This is a genomic window from Thermococcus sp. EP1, from assembly GCF_001317345.1.
In the GTDB taxonomy this organism is placed as follows: domain Archaea; phylum Methanobacteriota_B; class Thermococci; order Thermococcales; family Thermococcaceae; genus Thermococcus_A.
Genome location: NZ_JXCG01000002.1, coordinates 1 through 18,538 on the forward strand (window position 1 = coordinate 1; position 18,538 = coordinate 18,538).

General features: G+C 38.7%; 17 protein-coding genes and 1 other RNA gene. 11 read left to right on the forward strand and 7 right to left on the reverse strand.

Annotated features, from left to right (window positions below; translation table 11 throughout):
• The 4 genes from EP1X_RS02480 to glmM all read left to right on the forward strand — a co-directional run.
• Positions 1-1,126, forward strand: a 1,126-nt coding sequence (locus tag EP1X_RS02480; RefSeq protein WP_156300697.1) for a glucodextranase DOMON-like domain-containing protein, incomplete at its 5' end; no start/stop codon positions are given.
• Positions 1,127-1,192: 66 nt separating this feature from the next.
• Positions 1,193-2,311, forward strand: a complete 1,119-nt coding sequence (locus EP1X_RS02485) for an ABC transporter ATP-binding protein (RefSeq protein WP_055281405.1) — start codon at positions 1,193-1,195, stop codon at positions 2,309-2,311.
• A 35-nt stretch (positions 2,312-2,346) separates the two neighbouring features.
• The gene (locus EP1X_RS02490; RefSeq protein WP_055281407.1) at positions 2,347-2,763 is read left to right on the forward strand and encodes a UPF0146 family protein; all 417 of its coding nucleotides are present in this window, start codon (positions 2,347-2,349) and stop codon (positions 2,761-2,763) included.
• 30 nt (positions 2,764-2,793) lie between these two features.
• Entirely contained in the window at positions 2,794-4,164 is a 1,371-nt protein-coding gene (glmM, locus tag EP1X_RS02495) for a phosphoglucosamine mutase (RefSeq protein ID WP_055281408.1), read from the forward strand.
• On the opposite strand, the gene EP1X_RS02500 is transcribed toward glmM, so the two are convergent.
• Complete coding sequence (locus tag EP1X_RS02500) at positions 4,132-4,947, reverse strand: MBL fold metallo-hydrolase (RefSeq protein WP_055281410.1); 816 nt, start codon at positions 4,945-4,947, stop codon at positions 4,132-4,134. The two genes, glmM and EP1X_RS02500, sit on opposite strands and share 33 nt — an antisense overlap.
• Before the next feature lie 253 nt (positions 4,948-5,200).
• Here EP1X_RS02500 and EP1X_RS02505 point away from each other — a divergent pair, with 253 nt between their 5' ends.
• The 3 genes from EP1X_RS02505 (at position 5,201) to EP1X_RS02515 (ending at position 9,245) form a co-directional block, all read left to right on the forward strand.
• Positions 5,201-7,087 (forward strand): OPT family oligopeptide transporter, encoded by a 1,887-nt coding sequence (locus EP1X_RS02505; protein WP_055281412.1) that lies wholly within the window; start codon positions 5,201-5,203, stop codon positions 7,085-7,087.
• A 72-nt stretch (positions 7,088-7,159) separates the two neighbouring features.
• On the forward strand, positions 7,160-8,422 hold the full coding sequence (locus tag EP1X_RS02510; protein ID WP_156300698.1) for a M20 family metallo-hydrolase: 1,263 nt from the start codon (positions 7,160-7,162) through the stop codon (positions 8,420-8,422).
• 76 nt (positions 8,423-8,498) lie between these two features.
• Complete coding sequence (locus EP1X_RS02515; RefSeq protein WP_055281415.1) at positions 8,499-9,245, forward strand: RlmF-related methyltransferase; 747 nt, start codon at positions 8,499-8,501, stop codon at positions 9,243-9,245.
• 118 nt (positions 9,246-9,363) lie between these two features.
• On the opposite strand, the gene EP1X_RS02520 is transcribed toward EP1X_RS02515, so the two are convergent.
• A complete protein-coding gene (locus tag EP1X_RS02520; RefSeq protein WP_055281417.1) occupies positions 9,364-10,554 on the reverse strand; it encodes a class I SAM-dependent rRNA methyltransferase in 1,191 nt (396 codons plus the stop codon).
• Positions 10,555-10,628: 74 nt separating this feature from the next.
• On the opposite strand from EP1X_RS02520, the gene EP1X_RS02525 reads away from it, so the two are divergent.
• Positions 10,629-10,943, forward strand: coding sequence for a DUF5748 family protein (locus EP1X_RS02525; protein ID WP_055281419.1), 315 nt, complete (start codon positions 10,629-10,631; stop codon positions 10,941-10,943).
• Between the two features lie 11 nt (positions 10,944-10,954).
• On the opposite strand, the gene EP1X_RS02530 is transcribed toward EP1X_RS02525, so the two are convergent.
• The 4 genes from EP1X_RS02530 to EP1X_RS02545 all read right to left on the reverse strand — a co-directional run bounded on the left by EP1X_RS02530 (position 10,955) and on the right by EP1X_RS02545 (position 14,920).
• The gene (locus EP1X_RS02530) at positions 10,955-12,106 is read right to left on the reverse strand and encodes a tripartite tricarboxylate transporter permease (RefSeq protein WP_055281421.1); all 1,152 of its coding nucleotides are present in this window, start codon (positions 12,104-12,106) and stop codon (positions 10,955-10,957) included.
• Positions 12,085-13,287, reverse strand: coding sequence for a hypothetical protein (locus tag EP1X_RS02535; RefSeq protein ID WP_055281423.1), 1,203 nt, complete (start codon positions 13,285-13,287; stop codon positions 12,085-12,087). Before EP1X_RS02535 ends, EP1X_RS02530 begins: the two co-directional genes overlap by 22 nt.
• A gap of 88 nt (positions 13,288-13,375) precedes the next feature.
• Positions 13,376-14,155, reverse strand: a complete 780-nt coding sequence (locus tag EP1X_RS02540; RefSeq protein ID WP_055281425.1) for an RAD55 family ATPase — start codon at positions 14,153-14,155, stop codon at positions 13,376-13,378.
• A 15-nt stretch (positions 14,156-14,170) separates the two neighbouring features.
• A complete protein-coding gene (locus tag EP1X_RS02545; RefSeq protein ID WP_055281427.1) occupies positions 14,171-14,920 on the reverse strand; it encodes an ATPase domain-containing protein in 750 nt (249 codons plus the stop codon).
• 193 nt (positions 14,921-15,113) lie between these two features.
• On the opposite strand from EP1X_RS02545, the gene priL reads away from it, so the two are divergent.
• The 3 genes from priL to EP1X_RS02560 are packed head-to-tail and all read left to right on the forward strand — an operon-like array spanning position 15,114 to position 18,191.
• Positions 15,114-16,310, forward strand: a complete 1,197-nt coding sequence (gene priL, locus EP1X_RS02550; RefSeq protein ID WP_055281429.1) for a DNA primase large subunit PriL — start codon at positions 15,114-15,116, stop codon at positions 16,308-16,310.
• Positions 16,303-17,331, forward strand: coding sequence for a DNA primase catalytic subunit PriS (gene priS, locus EP1X_RS02555; protein WP_055281431.1), 1,029 nt, complete (start codon positions 16,303-16,305; stop codon positions 17,329-17,331). Before priL ends, priS begins: the two co-directional genes overlap by 8 nt.
• A 2-nt stretch (positions 17,332-17,333) precedes the next feature.
• Positions 17,334-18,191 carry a DMT family transporter gene (locus tag EP1X_RS02560; RefSeq protein ID WP_055281433.1) on the forward strand — a complete coding sequence of 286 codons (858 nt, stop codon included), beginning with the start codon at positions 17,334-17,336 and terminating at the stop codon, positions 18,189-18,191.
• Here EP1X_RS02560 and rnpB read toward each other — a convergent pair.
• Positions 18,188-18,511, reverse strand: an RNA gene (gene rnpB, locus EP1X_RS02645) — RNase P RNA component. The two genes, EP1X_RS02560 and rnpB, sit on opposite strands and share 4 nt — an antisense overlap.
• Between the last annotated feature and the right edge of the window lie 27 nt (positions 18,512-18,538).

An 18,538-nucleotide genomic window follows, 5' to 3' on the forward strand; every position in this document is an offset into this window, starting at 1 on the left:
GGATGCTGAGGAGTGGAAAGGTGGTGGCGGTGACGTTAATGCAGTGATAGCTGGAGTAGCTCCAAGAGTCTATGATCTATTAGCTCCAGAAGGCTTTAAGCCTACTCAAGAAGAGCAATTAAACAGTTATGATGCCGAAAATCAAAAGAGAGCAGTGGTGAAAATGATACCTGTCACAACAAGTACAAATGTAATAATTGAGGTTGATGATCCCCAGGGAGATGATCATGGACCTGGCACATATACTTACGCTACAAACAAAGTGTTTGTTCCAAATCACCTTGATTTACTTAAATTTAAAATGCTTGACACAGGGGAGACTTACACTTTAGAGTTCTACTTTGCAGAACTGGGAGGTAATCCATGGAATGGGCCTAATGGTTTTAGTTTGCAGATTATTGAAGCGTACTTTGACTTCAAGGATGGTGGAAATTCATCTGCCATTAAAATGTTCCCAGATGGCCCTGGTTCAAATGTAGATCTCGACCCTGAACACCCATGGGATTTAGCATTAAGGATAGCTGGTTGGGACTACGGAAATATAATAGTCCTTCCAAATGGGGAATCAATTCAAGGGGAATTGAAGATCTCCGCCGATCCTACTAAGAACGCAATAATTGTTGAAGTTCCAAAGAAGTATCTTGAGATCAACAAGGACTATGGAGTATGGGGAGTAATTCTCGTTGGTTCTCAGGATGGTTATGGGCCTGATAAGTGGAGGCCTATAGCTGTCGAAGCTGAAGAGTGGAAGGGTGGCGGTGGAGACGTTAATGCAGTGATAGCTGGAGTAGCTCCAAGAGTCTATGATCTATTAGCTCCAGAAGGATTCAAACCTACTCAAGAAGAACAATTAAACAGTTATGATGCTGAAAATAACAAGAGAGCAACAGTGAAAATGGTATTGTGGGTGAGGGGAGCTGAAGAAAAACCCACGGAAACTGAAACACCAACTGAGACAGAAACCCCAACTGAAACTTCTCCTACGACCACTTCACCAACAACAAGTTCTCCAACAGAATCCCCAACATCACCAACCGAGTCGCCAACAGAGACTGGTGGAATCTGTGGCCCAGCAGTATTCCTTGCACTACTCCTAACACCATTAGCATTAAGAAAAAAGAGGTGATTCATCCCCTTTTACTTTTTAATAATTCTTATAAGGCGTTAAATAAAATGAGAGAGGTGGCTAGAGATGGCTGAAGTTAAGCTTGAAGGGGTTTGGAAAATATTTGATGGTGTTGAGGCAGTTAAAGATCTTGATTTAAAAGTTAGAGATGGTGAATTCATGGTTCTTCTTGGGCCAAGTGGATGTGGGAAAACTACTACTCTTAGGATGATAGCTGGTCTAGAAGAGCCCACGAAGGGTAGGATTTTTATTGGAGAGAGACTTGTAGCAGATGCGGAGAAAGGTGTTTTTATTCCTCCTAAAGATAGAGACATTGCCATGGTTTTTCAAAGCTATGCACTTTATCCCCATATGACAGTTTACGACAATATTGCTTTTCCATTAAAATTAAGAAAGGTTTCCAAGCAGGAGATTGATGAGAGGGTTAGAGAAGTAGCAGAACTTCTTGGTTTAACTGAACTCTTGAAAAGAAAACCTAGAGAACTGTCAGGTGGTCAAAGGCAGAGAGTGGCCTTGGGTAGAGCAATTGTTCGGAAACCACAAGTTTTTCTCATGGATGAGCCATTATCAAATCTTGATGCAAAGTTAAGAGTTAGAATGAGGGCTGAGCTTAAAAAGCTCCAGCGTCAGCTTGGAGTAACCACCGTCTATGTTACACATGATCAGGTTGAGGCCATGACTATGGGTGATAGAGTTGCTGTCATGAATTTTGGTGTTCTTCAACAAGTTGGTTCACCTGATGAGGTATATAACAGACCGGCTAACGTTTTTGTCGGTGGATTTATTGGATCACCTCCAATGAACTTCTTAGAGGGTACGGTTACTCCCGATGGCTTTGTAAGCTTCGGGGCTTTCAAGTTAAAACTGCTTCCAGACCAAGTAAGAGCACTTGAAGAGTTGGGATATGCTGGTAAGGACGTTCTTTTTGGATTTAGGCCTGAGGATGTTTATGATGCATTGTTTGCTCAAGTGAAGATTCCTGGAGAGAATATGGTTAGGGTTAAAGTAGATATTGTTGAGAATTTAGGTGGAGAAAAGATTGTTCACTTAAGAGTTGGGGATTTAAGCTTTATTGGTAAATTCCCTCCTGAATCTTTGGTTAAGGAGGGACAAGAGGTCGATGTTGTTTTTGATATGAAGAAGATTCACATCTTTGATAAGAGAAGTGAAAAGGCAATATTCTGAAAAGTTTTTTAACCTTTCTTTTTCTTGTATTTTTCATGAGTTTTGAGGAGATAGCTATATTTTTAAATGATAGACACCCAAAAGGAAAGCTAATAGAGGTAGGAGTGGGATTTAACTTTAAAGTTGCCTTAAAACTAAAAAAGCTAGGAAGAGAGATTATCGTTGTAGATTGGAATCCAAAAGCTGTTAAAAAAGCCAAAGAACTTGGTCTTAAGGCATGTATTGACAATATATTCTCTCCTAACTTAATCATCTATAGAGATGCTGAGGTAATATATTCAATTCGACCGACTCCAGAGCTTATTAAACCCATTTTAGAATTAGGAAAAACCCTGAAAATCCCAGTATATATTGTTCCATTTTCTCTTGATGGCATGCCAAGATTTTTGAAGCTTGAAAACTATAGAGGAATTCCTATATATGTATGGAACCCTCATCAAAAAGATATATAAAGCAAGTTCCAACATTAGCATGGTGGTGACATGAGACTATTTGGTACAGCGGGAATTAGGGGGCCTATTCATTCAAAGATCACACCAGAGCTTGCTTTAAATGTTGGAAAAGCTCTCGGGACGTATATCGACAAGGGGACAGTGGTAGTTGGTAGAGATGCTAGGACATCAAGTATAATGCTTGAAAATGCCTTAGTGAGTGGACTGCTAAGCACAGGGATTGACGTACTCAGAATAGGTTTTGTGCCAACTCCAATGTTAGCATGGGCTACTAACAAGCTTGGAGATGCAGGAGTCATGATAACCGCATCACATAATCCGCCAAGTGATAATGGTATCAAAGTGTTCAATGAAAAGGGGATTGAATTCTTTTTAGAACAGGAAGAAGAGCTGGAAGAAATTATATTCTCTCAGAGTTATAAAAAAAGCCCGTGGGATCATATTGGGACGGCAAGGGACTTGAATCTAAAAGACCAGTACATTGATGAGATATTGGGATATGTAAATCACGAAACCAAGCTTAAAGTACTCTTGGACATGGGCAATGGGGCTGGAAGCTTAATAACTCCCTATCTGCTGAGAAAAATGGGGGCGAAGGTTGTAACTTTGAATGCTCATCCTGATGGATATTTTCCCGGTAGAAAATCAGAGCCAAGATATGAGAATATTGCCTACCTAAGTAACCTTGTAAGGGAACTTGGATTTGATCTTGCAATTGCTCAAGATGGTGATGCAGATAGGATAGCGGTTTTTGATGAAAAAGGGAACTATGTAGAGGAAGATACTTTGATAGCTTTGTTTGCACGGTTGTATGCTCAGGAACACAAAGGTGGTAACATAGTGGTCTCAATAAACACATCTTTTAGGATAGACAAAGTAGTTGAAGAGGAAGGAGGAAGGGTATACCGGGTTCCATTGGGGCAACTACATGATGGAATAAAGAAATATAATGCCATATTTGCATCAGAGCCTTGGAAGTTCATTCATCCAGAGTTTGGGTTATGGATTGATAGCTTTGTTACAATTGGATTGCTTTTGAAGATAATAGATCAAGAAGGCAAGCCTTTCTCTGAAATAATCAAAGATATTCCAAAGTATTATCTAATCAAAAAGAATGTTAAGTGTCCTGAAGAAATAAAGTATCAAGTTGTAGAAAAAGCAAAAGAACAGTTGCAGGAGCTTTTAAGTGATCAGATCGAGGAGGTAATAACAATTTCTGGAATGAGGTTAAATCTTAAAGATGGCTCTTGGGTACTTGTAAGGCCAAGCGGAACTGAACCAAAAATAAGAGTTGTCGTTGAGGGGATTACAGAAAAAAGAAAGGAAGAGCTCTTTAATTTAGCATATAACTTAGTTACTCGGCTCGTTTTAGAGTTCTCTGGCCGGTCGAAGGGTTCTTAATTTTATATCTTTTCTTTCCATCTTAACTTTAAACCCTTCTTTTGCAATTAGAGTTTTCACTCCGGTGACGTTTTCTATAAATTTGGCTTCTTTATAGGGGTTTGCAAAATGCATTTTCATTCCTATATGACTCATGATCAGCATTTCTGGTTTTTGTTTCATGTCTTTTAGCATATAAATTGTATCTTCAGTACAGAGATGATAGGGTATCTTCATGTTTGTTGGTCGTGTAACTGAGGCAATTAGTAATCTGACTCCATTATATATCTTTTTTAAATCATCAAAATATTCTGTGTCGGGGATATATCCAATTTTCCCGAACCGTGTTTTTAATATGAATCCTATAGCAGTAGGATCTGAATGTATTGTAGGGGTTATTGTCATTTCGTCTTCTCCAAGTTGTATTCTCTCTCCTGGGTTGGGAATATGGATTTCTTCTAAGGAATCTAAATGATACTTGGAAATTGCGGGAGTATGTTCATCATCCCCATAGACAACACTTTTTGAAGCTATTAGGGTGCCACGTCTTTTTGTAACTCCTACAGTCATTCCTTCTACCATAATCTCCGAGTCATTACAATGATCTGTATGTCTGTGAGAAACAAAAAGCACATCTATCTTTCTCGGATCTATTTTATACCTCCATGCACGTACTAGAGCTCCTGGTCCTGGATCTACATAGATTCGCTTGCTGGTATTAATAAAAAACCCGCCAGTAGGGCGAAACTGTGTTATTGTGATAAATCTCCCGCCGCCACTGCCTAGAAAGATTATCTCAACCAATTTACCTCCCTCCGCTTTTTAGCGATATTAATAGTTATAGTAATCGTGTATATAAGTTCTATGGAAATTCTTTGATTAATTGATGAACATTACTTCACATATAATTTCATCGTTGCAGTATTTTAGACATTTTTGCATATTATTATTGTAATATGGTCCAATAATTTATATTGATGTGATATTCATATAACCGAAAGTATTTTATATAAGCCAGATATATCCTAAGTGCCAATAAAATGCGGAGGTGTCCAGTGTGGAGTTTAAACCATACGTTCCACCTGAGAAATCTTTACCAGAATATACAATCAAGGCGTTTATTTTGGGAATAATTCTCTCCATAATTATGGGTGCAGCAAATGCATACCTTGGTATGTATGCGGGTATGACTGTTAGTGCTAGTATTCCGGCAGCAGTTATATCTATGGCAATATTAATGGCGTTCAAGGACAGGAATATCCTTGAGAATAACATGGTTCAAACAGCAGCTTCAGCAGGTGAATCCTTGGCAGCAGGAGTTATATTTACATTTCCAGCGTTAGTGGTTTTGGGAACATACACAGAGTTTCCTTACTGGTTAATCACAATCATAGCGGCGTTAGGTGGTTCACTAGGTGCTCTCTTCACAATAGTGATTAGAAGAGCATTTATAGTTGAGGAGAGGCTCCCCTATCCAGAGGGTACAGCTTGTGCTGAGGTCCTTATTGCAGGAGACAAAGGAGGCTCTCATGCAAAGCCAATTTTTGTTGGTGGTATTTTTGGCGGTCTTTACAAACTCTTAGGAAGTTCTGGTCTATGGGCCCCAGCTGTTGAAACTGCCAAATTTGTTGGTAGGAGAGTCTTATATTTAGGAAGTGATCTCTCAGCGGCCCTCTTGAGTGTTGGATATATTGTGGGGTTAAATATTGCCTTCTTAGTTTTCTTAGGTGGTGCAATTGCATGGTTCATTGCGATTCCACTCTATGTAGCTAAAACTGGAAATCCAGATGGGCTTAGTGCCTTGGATCTTGCATGGGTAACATGGAGTACTAAGATAAGGTATATGGGAGTTGGCGCAATGGTCGTTGGTGGCCTATGGAGCCTTATAAAACTCAGAGGGCCAATCTCAAGAGGTATAAAAGCTGGACTTGAAGCAACTAAAAGAAAGCAAAGTGGTGAAATAATCCTTAGAACTGAAGAAGACATGCCAATGACCACAGTACTCATGTTAATAGCAGCATTTGTAGTGCCATTGTTCCTTCTATATGCCAACTTAATAGATTCTGTCGGGATAGCAGCCGTTATGGCAGTCATAATGCTTATTGTCGGGTTCTTCGGAAGTTCTATTGCCGGATACCTTGCTGGTGTTGTAGGATCATCAAACAACCCAGTGTCAGGTATTACAATAATGAGTTTGCTTTTCACTGCACTAGTTCTTAAGGCTCTTGGGCTTAGCGGGCCAGAGGGTATGACTGCCACAATTCTCGTAGCAGCAGTAATTTGTACGGCAGCTGCTATTGCTGGAGATACTATGCAGGATTTAGCAACAGGACATATTGTTGGTGCAACTCCAAAGAGACAGCAGGTCTTTGAGGTAGTTGGAACATTTACAGCTGCCTTAGTCATGGCTCCAGTACTTAACCTTCTGATAAAGGCTTATGGTATTGCTGGGACTCCTACAGCTAAAGAAAATGCTTTAGCAGCACCTCAAGCATTCCTCATGGCCAAAGTTACAGAGGGTGTATTTACCGGAACTCTTGAGTGGAACATGGTCTTCATTGGTGCTGCAATTGCCATAGCCCTAATAGTACTCGATGAGATTTTGGCTATGAAAAACTCAAAGTTCAGAACTCCAGTTATGCCCGTTGCTGTAGGAATTTATCTTCCCTTGAGCTTGGGCGTCCCAATATTCATTGGTGGTCTTTTAAGATGGCTTGTGGGAAGAGCCAGAGGAAGCAAAACAGAAGAAAAACCAACCGACGCAGGAGTCCTTGGAGCAGCTGGGTTGATAGCTGGAGAAGCATTGATGGGTATATTCTTCGCAGGGTTAATAGTAGCAAACAAAGCTCCCTCAATTGGTTTCAGCAGTGATATCATTGGAGTAGTCTTCCTTGGTATTATAGCAGTGTGGCTCTTCCTTACTGGCAAGAAAGAAGTTGAATGAATTCTTTTCTCTTTTTTATTGTTTAACAAAAATCACTTTAAAGATTGTGAGAAATTAAAGGTGGTGATGTGGATGAATATTGCAGCTGTTTCTAAAGAAATAGAGACTCTTAGAGATGAAATGGTGGAAACACTAATAGAACTCATAAAAATCCCCGCAATTAGTCCTGATAGTGATGGGGAGGGAGAATACGATAAGGCAATGAAACTTCTTGAAATAATCAAAGACTGGCCGTTTGACAAGATTGAACGCTATGATGCTCCAGATAAGAGGGCCAAAAATGGTGTTAGGCCAAATATCTTGGCATACTATTATGGAGAAAAGGGTGAAGAGAGCCCAAGATTATGGATTCTCACTCATCTAGATGTTGTTCCACCTGGAGATTTGAGTAAGTGGACTGTCACAAAGCCATTTGAGCCTGTAGTGAAGGATGGCAAAATTTATGGACGAGGCAGTGAAGACAATGGCCAGAGTTTAGTTGCATCTCTTTACGCTGTTAGAGCATTAATGAACCTTGGGATAAGACCTAAGAGAACTATAATATTGGCTTTTGTAAGTGATGAAGAAACTGGTAGTAAGTATGGATTAGAGTGGTTAATGAAAGAACACCCAGAACTCTTTAAAAAGGATGACCTTGTTTTAGTGCCGGATGGTGGAAATGAAGAGGGAACATTTGTAGAAATAGCGGAAAAAAGCATTCTCTGGATGAAAATTAAAGTTAAGGGTAAACAAGTTCATGCAAGTATGCCTGGGTTAGGATTGAATGCCCATCGTGTTGCTCTTGATTATGCAAAAGAGCTTGACGAGTTTCTCCATGAGAAGTATAACGCAAAAGACAATCTGTTTGATCCACCAGAGAGCACTTTTGAGCCCACAATGGGAGGTAATCCAAGCGATGCACCAAACATAGCTCCAGGGGAGCATGAGATAGTCTTTGATTGTAGAGTTTTACCACAATATGCTTTGGATGATATCTTAAGTGATGCTAAAAACCTTGCTAGAGAAATTGAAGAAAAATACAAAAAGGAAGTAAATGGCGAGGTTTTACCAAAAATTGAGTTAGAAGTCCTTCAGAGACTAGATGCACCAGAACCCACCCCAAAGGATAGTGAAATAGTCAAACTTCTTCAAAAAGCCATAAAGGAGCTTAGGGGCAGAGAAGCTAAAATTGGAGGTATTGGTGGAGGAACCTTTGCAGCTTACTTTAGAAAACTTGGAATTCCAGCGGTTGTTTGGGCTACGTTAGACGAAAGAGCGCATCAACCTAATGAATACGCAAAAATAGATAACATGATTGAGGATGCAAAAATAATGGCTCTATTGGCTCTTCTTTGATATTCTCATCATTTAATCTTAACCTTTAAATTTTTCTTAGTTAGATTTATCTTATAAAAACGGAGGATGTTAATCCATGCCTGGGTGGAAAGATGGAAAATTGGGCCTTCCAGTGAGAGAAGCAATTAAAATTTTCCCAGAACTTGGAAAATATATTGATAGTAGGGGTAGGCTAGATCTTTCAAATAGGAAAGCTAGGATTTTATATAATAAAGCTGTTGCAAAGGCAGTTTTTGATATTGACATAGAATATCACCCCAATGGACTTATAACTACTCCAATCTCGAGGTTTATATTTCTAAAGACTTTTCTTAGAGGAGGAGAAAGAGTCTTGGAAATAGGGACTGGACATTCAGCTTTGATGGCAATTATGGCAAGCAAATTGTTTAATTGCAGTGTTTGGGCGACTGAAGTAAATGATGAGTTTTTTGAGTATGCTAAAGCCAATGTCCAAAAGAACAACGCTAAAGTTAAACTGATTAAAAGCAATGGCGAGGTAATCGAGAGATTAATCCCAGAAGGAGAGAAATTTGATATAATATTCTCTGCACCTCCTTATTACGAGAGACCAACAAAGGGTGTTTTAACCCCAATTGAGGGGATTGGTGGGGGAGAATATGGAGAAGAATTTGCCGTAAGAATTCTAAGAGAAGCAAGGGAATACATGACTGAGAATGGTAAAGTTGCGCTTTTCCTTCCGGATAAACCAAGTTTGCTAAAATCTATTATCTCAAAGGCGGAGGAACTCAGTTATCTTCCAAAGGACATAAAGTTCAAAGTAGGCACGAGGTGGAGGCACTCACTAATTTTCTCTAGAGAGTAGAAACCCTTATATCTTGGAATTTCTATAAGCTCATGGCAGATGAGGAGAAAGCACCTCCACTGAGTATTGCGATGAAGAGACGCCCACGGTCTGATGCCGAAATAAAATTAAGGGAATATCACTTCATATCCTCTACGTGAAGAAACAGACATTTCAGGTACTCTGTATCTTTTGAGGCCATTAAAATTGGGTGATCTGGGGCTTGAGTTCTATAGGGCTCTACCATCTTTAGGAATTTACCCGCTTTTGCCGCAGCTGCTATTACCATATCCTTAAACATTTGCATGTCAACGTGTTGGGAGCAGGAAGCCGTTACCAGAATGCCTCCGTCTTTAACAAGTTTCAATCCCTGATAATTTACGTTGAAGTATGCCCTGAGACCTCTTTTTAAGTCCTTTTCATGTTGTACAAATGCGGGAGGATCCAGTATAACTATATCAAACTTTTCTCCTTTCTTTTGCATTTTCTCCATAATGCCAAATGCGGAGCCCACTAAAAAGTCCATCTTATCCTCTACACCATTTAGCTTGGCGTTTTCTTTTGCTTGTTCTATTGCAGCAGGGGATTTGTCTACCGCAACAACTTTTTCGGCACCTGCAACTGCAGCGTGGATAGCAAAACCCCCTGTATAAGTAAATACATCAAGGACTCTTTCTCCACCCTTTATGTATTTTTCCAAAGCGATTCTATTTTCTCTTTGGTCTAGGAAAAATCCTGTTTTTTGGCCTCTCATATCAACAATAAATTTGGCTTGGCCTTCTTCAATAATGGTACGATATTTTTCTTTACCAAGAAGAACTCTTTCTATTTCTGGTAGGCCTTCCCTTCTCCTTGATCGTCCAGTATTTTTCTCAAATATTGTTTCGATTTCGGGCTCAACTTCGAGAATAGCTTCTGCAACATCCATTTTGAATCTTTCCATCCCAGCACTTGAGATTTGGAGAGAGGCTATATCATTAAATCTATCAACAATCAAACCTGGAAGGTAATCTGCTTCACCATAAACCATTCTGTAGGCTGTGTTATATCCTAAAATGTTTTTTCTGTACTCGTTTGCTTTTCTTATGCGCTCTTTGAAAAGCTCTTTATTAATTTCAGTATCTTTGTCTTTTGTGAGTAGACGGATCATGATATTTGAGTTCGGATTAGCAAAGCCTTTACCTAAAAATTTCCCTCCTCTTGAATAAACTTCCACAACATCTCCTGGTTTGATCTCGCCTTCAGTTCTCACTATACCTTTTTTGAAAATTATCATCGCACCTTTTTCAATTGCCCTGTAAGCTTGAGCATCGATGTATACTTTTGCCATTATGACTCACCCTTCTAAAGTTGAGACGATAGGTATTTAACTCTTGAGCTCTATATATTATACTGGTGAGTTCTATGAACTTTGAAGTAATAAAAGAGTTTCTGGAAATGATTGGGGCAGGTTATACGGAGGTAGAGGGGGAAATACATTTAGAACCAGAGGTTTTTTATGAAGTTTGGAAATATATCGGCCAACCAGAAATTAAAATGTATATTGTAGAGGATGAGATAGTAGAACTTGGCTCATATGATCCGCCCCAAATGAAATATACTGGAGCAAAGGTTATTAAAATAAAGAAAGCATATTTTGAGACTCTTGATGGGGTTAGAGTCGTTACGGACTTAGTTGAGTTTCAAAAAATACTAAAAGAGAAGAAAGAAATGTCTTAAGGTTTCTGGTCCTATTTTATCATTATTTTCAACATTAGTACTCCCATACAAGTTGTTCTTTTTACTTTTAAGATAAGGGTTGTAGTTCCAAGTATAGTTGCCACTCCAAGCACCCCTATCCCTAATAGGCCATCAAAGTAGAAAGAGCCAGCTATTATAAAGGACAATATTGAAATATTGAGAAGTTTGTAGTTTATCTTCTCTATTAATCTTCCTACCTTTTTGGAAATTAAGAGTCCATACAAATTGACAACACTTCCAACGGTTATTGTTATAATAAGCAATATGACAAATTCTTTGGAGTTTAGGGGATAGTAGTGATTCTTTATTAGAACTAAAATCCCATTTCTAGTTTTTCCAGTAGCATAAAAATTTGCTAAGCCAAATATGAAATTGGCAGTATTAACTGAGAATGAAATTGTTAAAAAGGCTCTTTCATCTTTAGATAGGAAACTTCCCAATAGCGCTGCTTGAGAAGATGTGAATGTGGGCAAAAGGGAAGCGAGCATGCCAAATAATGTTCCGAGGAAGGAATACCTCAAGAAATGTGTTTTTGAGAGTAGAATCTCACTTTCTCCTGGGGTTATTTTTTCATTATTTTTCAAAGAAAACAAGATAGCTGGAACACCAAACAACCCTACAAACAAGTGAAAATAAGGTTCTTTAAGAGGTAACTTATCACTAATAATTCCCAATATTCCAGCCATGCAAAATATAATAAGTGCATACACTTTTTTCATACCTTTTTCGGAGAATATGATTAAACCTGCTAATAGGAATACAAAAATTCTTCCCACTGTTGGAGTGTAATATGGGGCCACCCAAAGATATATAGGAAGAAAAGTTAGAGAGAATAAAACTGCTAGAAAACTTGTTTTTAGTGAAATATTCACAACCTCAAGAGCTCTCCCCTGGAGGGCCAGCCTATGAGCTGGAAGAATACTTAAGGCAGTATCTTCCTCTGGAATTCCAAAAAATGTTGAGGGAAATGCATCTAGGAAAGTATGGGTTAGACCCATAGTATAAAGAAACACGACGTACAAAAATCCTTCCATTATGCTATCCATACTCCCTATAATTGAAGCTAAGGTGTTTACATGTAGAGCAGGCGTTAATCCAGTAATGGTCCCAGCCAAAATTCCTAAGAATACTTCTCTAAGCATAATTCATCCCCTGAGGGGATTTCAAAAGCTGGCATTCCTCTATAAGTAGAATGGAATCCAAATGCAGTTATGGTTAGATTTTCGTGTAAAGACACCCCTAGAGACTTTGGGAGTTTTAATAGGATCCAGCATTTCCCATTAGTTATGTTGGCTATGCTAAAACCATTGGCGTATGTTTTTATCCAGCTTACCCTTCCATGGATTTTGCTTGGGATGTTGGGGAGGGACTGACAAATGGAATTTGATAATTTTTTTCTTGGTATTTTCACTCGACACTCAATGCAGTAAAGAGAGTTTTTTCGTCTTATGGCTTTAAATTCAATGATGTCTCCTAATTTAGCAGAAAACCCATAAAGCTTCAGGGAAGTACAATTTAATTTTAGATATCTAGTGGATTTGGTAACTTGGCACACTCCATAAGCAATGTCTCCTATATTCTCTTTCCCAATTTCTGTTATGTTGGGTTTTCCAAGGAATTTTATATCAGAGTTATCCTCCACATAGAGAGTGAGAGTAGAATAAAGTTTTGCAATGCCTGTGATCTCTACAATATCACCAATTTTTAGTTCAGTTTTGTAAGGTAGGTAAACTTTGATTTCTTCGCTTCCGTTCCATATTGTGGAGGGGTTTCTATTATCTAACACAACCCCTTTGATGACAAAAGGCATGTTGTTTTCGGGTCTCTTCGGAAATCCCTCTTGAGCATATCTGACTACGTAGAATTTTTTTCCATAGAATAGACCGTCAACTTTTACTATCTCTCCTTTAGAGACATTTAAACATTTGTTTAATTTTATTCTCTCAGGAAGTAGAAGATAGCAGGCACTTCCCTTCCAGAAAGTCCCGTTGAGTGTTTCTAGGGGCAATAATTCTGGAGAGACTTCTATGACTTCAAAAACATCTATTGTACTTTTTGAAGAGTCAATAGTCTTTCCCATGACCTTATATACTTTATTTGGTTCTAGGCCCTTGTGTATTATGATAGTTTCAGTTCCATTATAGAGCACGCTGAAGTCCCCTTTTGAGTAAACACATAGACCAATAAATTGGGCAATATCTTCTTTCTCGGCCTCATTTGGAGTGATTGCTGTTATTTTTTCTGTTCCGATATAATGGAGCAGAGCAAGGGATAGAAAGGAGAGGATAATAAACACTATTTCAAGTTTTTTTAATTTAACCATGGTAGATAGTAATCCCTATGTCTTAAAAATCTTACTCTTGAAAGGTAAGAGAGCAAAAAAACAAATAATGTGTAAAATAAAAGTACACCTATTCGATTTTAAGAACAATCCCCCTGTCAGTTATGTCGTAGGGGACCCAAGAAAGGAGATGCCTGGTTCTTCTCATCCCGTAGACTCTGAGATATCTTTGAAGGGTATGATTTTCCTCAAAGAGCCTCATTTCAATTATTCCGTCCACTATTGCCTTGATTATTGTCTCCACTTGGGGTTCTTCCACGCCGGAGTTCATTTCTATTATCCACACCTGTTTGTTCTTGTGAGAAAATGCCTTTAAGTCTTCTAAAAATTTGTATATCTCTTTTTTTTCAGTCTCGAAGAACATGGGGGTTAGAGATGAGATTATTCCTACTGTGAGAGGTTCTTCATTGTGTGGATTATTTAAAAGAATCCTTGTTGTGGTATCTTTAATTATGTCTATTATCTGACTAGTGTCCCTGATATCGGGAATTGCTTCCTCCGTAAAAGAAAATTTAGGACCCCCCCTGATTCTCTGAGTGTATGCATCTAAAAGGTGTAGCCTTTCATTTAAATGTGTAATAAAATTCCACCCGAAATCTAGGGCATTACTTATGAATTCATAACGAGGAATGTCTACAAGGAGGCTGATTACATTGGCTCCGGAAATCAGCTGATTGTATATAAATTGGCTTATAAATGTTGTTTTGCCTGATTTGGGGTCCCCTATGAGGAGAACAACGCTACCTCGCGGAATCCCCCCCATTAATAAGGGGTCAATGATGTTTGTAGGAATCCGTTCAACTTTCTCTTCTAGCTCTGATCTGGCTAGTGGATTGTGGTATGGATTCAATTAAAACTCCCTCCCTTAATAAATCTCTCCACTTGGATAGACCACGACTCCTTTGTTAGTTATTTCGAATGGGTATTTTCTCATTGAATGCCTGGTACCACGCATCTTCCTGACTAATAGGTATCTCTTTAGTTCTATGTTCTTCTCTTGAAGATCAAGAAGCACGACACCTCTAGAAATGTATTCTTCTATTCCATATTTGCTAATTTTACCTCCTTTAGGGTCGGGAGCCTCAGTTGTTAGAAGAGTTGTCACTCCCATCTCAAGGAGGATTGTGTTGAGTTTTAATAAAACTCCTCTAATTTCTCTTTCATCCTGGAGTCTAAATGCTATTGAGGGAATTGAGTCAATGACAAGTCTTTTTGCATTTATTGCTTTAACAACCCGATATATGTATCTTAAAAAGCTGTCGACATTTATAGTGTCCTCTAGTACAAATTTTTCCTCAGAGGGAATACCAGAAATAGAACTAACGCCATCCACTATGGCTATGAGCCCTTGTTTTTCATATTTCTCAAGATCCCATCCAAATTGGCCCATTTCTCTCCTAATATCTTTGGCTCTCTCCTCTAATGTGACAAAAACACCGGGTTCTCCATACTCCTCTGCTCCTTTGTAGATGTATTGGGCGACGAATGTTGTTTTTCCTGTACCAGTACTCCCTGTGATAAGGACGGTGGATTCTTCGGGGAAACCTCCTCCTATTAGATCGTCAAACCCCGGTATCCCACTTTTAACTCTTTTAGTTGGAAACGAGTTGGTCATAATTCCCACCTTGCAGTCAACTTAATTTGTTTCTAACTATTAAAGTTATTTAATATGAGAATATAAGGTTTTTGGAAATTTACTCATATTTGCTGACACTCATTGGAATATTTCTAATATTTTAATTGTTTTTTATAAGCCTAGGCAACAAAAGAGTTTTATTCTAATGTGAGCATTAATAGGAGGTGGGTGGATGTTAGATCCGTTTGGAAAACATGCTCAGGAGATATTAAAAGAATTTGGAAGTATTAATGATCTATTAGAAGTTATTCCGAATTATATTGGTATTGATATGGCATTAGAACGGGTCAAATGGTTAAAAAGTGGGAAAGTTCCTCAACATGTTCTGAGACTTGATGAATGGAAGGACTTGACAAGCTTCTACGCCCTGTTGGGAGCGTTAGCGTTTTCTCCATATGGCTTAGAGATGGAACTTGTTAAAGAAGCAAATTTGAGAATCTACCTAGCAAAGATAGAAAAGTCGAGAAATTTTGCGGAACTAGCATTACCCCTGGAAAAGGTGCAGAGGGATGAACTTCCCAGAAAAGACAGAACCATACTTGAAAAAAGTTTACATGAAGAACTACCGTCTGAGGAGAAGGAGAAATACCTTCTGCAGTACAAGATTGCATTAAAAGATTTTTTAATGCTTAATGAGGATTCTCTCAAAGGCTTTTATATAAGACGGGGATACGTGTACCTTAATAGATCTCAACTCATTGAGCTGTGGAAAAAAAGCTTTGAAAGGAATATGGAGAGGGCAGTTAACATACTCTATGAAATTCGAGAGGAACTACCACAATATTACATGGAATTGTATTCGGGGCTAAGTGAAATTGCTAGAGAGAGGTTTAAGGAGAGGCTTGAGAGACTTGGAAGTGCAACAGCCCAGCCACTACGTTTTGAGCTCTTTCCTCCTTGTATTAAGATAGTTTTAAATGGTGTACCCAGTGGTTTGAGAAACTATGGAATAACAGTCCTTTTGACCTCCTTTTTGAGCTACGCTAGAATATGCCCAAATCCCTCTAAGAGAGATGTTAAAGTAAAAGACTGTATAAAGGATTTAAAAGTCATCAAGGAAGAGATTTTACCTGTAATAGTCCAAGCGGGTAATAGGTGCAGTCCACCATTATTTCAAGATCAACCAAATGAAATTAAGAATATATGGTACCATCTTGGCTTTGGGTATACTTTGGAACCGAGTTTAGAAGATAGTGGGAATTCTACTTGGTATTTCCCTCCTAACTGTGAGAAGATACGGGCCAGCGCTCCTCAACTTTGTAAGCCTGATAGGGATTGCAGGTATATTAGAAATCCCCTCACGTATTATCTGAGGAAGCTCTACTTAGAAAGTAAAAAAGAAAAATCAACGGGGGAGAACAATGAGTGAACTCTTTAGAGAGATGAGTAAAGGAGAGAGGACAAAATATTATTCAGAGGAATGGAATGTACGGAAGATACCCTCCTTCATACTTAAAACTCTTGAAAATAGGGAGTTTGGCTTTGATCATACTGGGGAGGGCCCTAATGATAGAAAAAACGTGTTCTACCATATAAAAGATTTAGAGGATTACATAAAGATAACAGCCCCCTATTCGATCTATTCAAGCGTTGCTCTTTATGAAGAACCGAGAAATATGAAAGGATGGCTAGGAGCGGAGCTTGTTTTTGATATAGATGCAAAAGACTTGCCCCTGAAAAGATGCAATCATGAAACAGGGAAAGTATGTCCAATATGTTTAGAAGATGCCAAAGAGCTCACTAAAGATACTTTCATTATACTAAAGGAAGACTTTGGATTTGAGAATGTTCATCTTGTTTACTCAGGAAGAGGATATCACATAAGGGTTTTAGATGATTGGGCACTTAGTCTAGATTCAAAAGCAAGGGAGAAAATTTTAAATTATATTTCCAGTGCTGAAGAGATTGCTTTTGAGGATCTTCAAGAAAGGAGAATATTATTATCTTCTGGGTATTTCAGAGTATTTCGATTTAGATTTGGGTATTTCATTAAGCGTGTTTCTGAGTATCATTTGAGAAACATTGGTCTAAATAGGCGACAAATTGAACAGATACTCGAAAAGAAGGAGAATATATATAGGGATTTTGTAGAGAAAGGCATGTTAACTGCATTTCCTCGAGGAGTAGGATACAGAACACTTCTGAGACTTTTTAGTCTGTCAACTACTTTTTCTAAAGCTTATTTTGATGGTAGAGTTACGGTAGATATTAAACGGATTTTAAGACTTCCCTCATCTCTACATTCAAAAGTGGGTCTTATAACTACATATATTGGGAACAATGAAAAGGATCTCGAAAAATTTGACCCATTTAAAAACGCGGTACCAAAATTCAGAGAAAAAGAAGTCAAAGAGGCGTATAAGCTCTGGGTGGAGAAGTTGGAGGAGTAAGCATGCTTCAGGGTAGGGCTAAAATAATATTCTCGATGTTGATATGGGGCAGTGTAGGGGTTTTTGCTCGATACTCTGGATTAGATGGTTTAAAATTGGCCTTTTATAGAGTTCTTTTAGGGAGTATACTCCTTATTTTGATACATTCATTGAAGAATGCTGGTTGGATTAAGGGAGCTTTTTTAAATGTGAGACCTAAGATTGGTTTGGTATTTCTATTGGGGTTTGTTTTGGCTTTAAATTGGGTATTTTTCTTCTCCGCAATTATGTATACTGACATAGCCAAGGCGACTCTTATCTATTATTTGGCGCCTATAATAGTAGTTATACTATCTTCAGTGTTTTTGAAAGAGAACATTACAAAAATAAGGATAGTTCTAGTATGTTTGGCTTTTTTAGGGGCTTTTTTAATAGGAAGCCAAACAGAGATGTCCCTTGGAAATAAGGACTTTGTTGGAATAATATTTGCTTTTTTGGGCGCAATTTTTTATGCGAGTGTAACTATTTTGGGTCGATATCTTAGGGAGATTGATAGTTCCAATCTAACATTTTTTCAGTTATTTTTTGCCACGTTGATTCTTTTTCCTGTTCTAGTGAGTGTAGGAGATTTCCATGTTTCTTTAAACTCTTTCGTAGTGGTTATTTTTATAGCAATTATTCATACCGTTTTTGCACTTTTTATCTACATGGACGGCCTTAAAGAAGTTGAAGCTAATGAAGCAGCACTCTTAAGTTATCTTGATCCACTAAGTGCAATAGTTTATGCAGCGATACTTCTAGGAGAAATACCAACATTTAGAACTGTTATTGGGGGTTCACTAATATTGGTGGCTTCGTTTTTAGATATGAAAATGAAGTGAGGGAGCTATAGCCCGCCTTCTGTAAAAATGGGGCATTCGACTAAGCGGCCCACCACGGGACTCCCACCGGGAATTCATCGTCCCTAGCTTGGCCTTGCACCCCGCGGGACGGCCGTTTCACCGTTCCCCCTCAAATCGTCTGCGGGTTAGCTCGGCCTTCGTTGCCGAAGGCCTTCACCGCTTTCATCCTCCTATTTGAGGGGACGTGTCGTTTCTGCGCCGTTGCCCTCCCTTTCGGGAGGTGCCTTACGACACCGCGGCCCCGGTGAGGTGGGCGGAACTTCCTCAGGCTTAATACCCGACAGCCCCAGCTCCCTCACTATTTAAGTTTAATAAAAGTAGAGTTA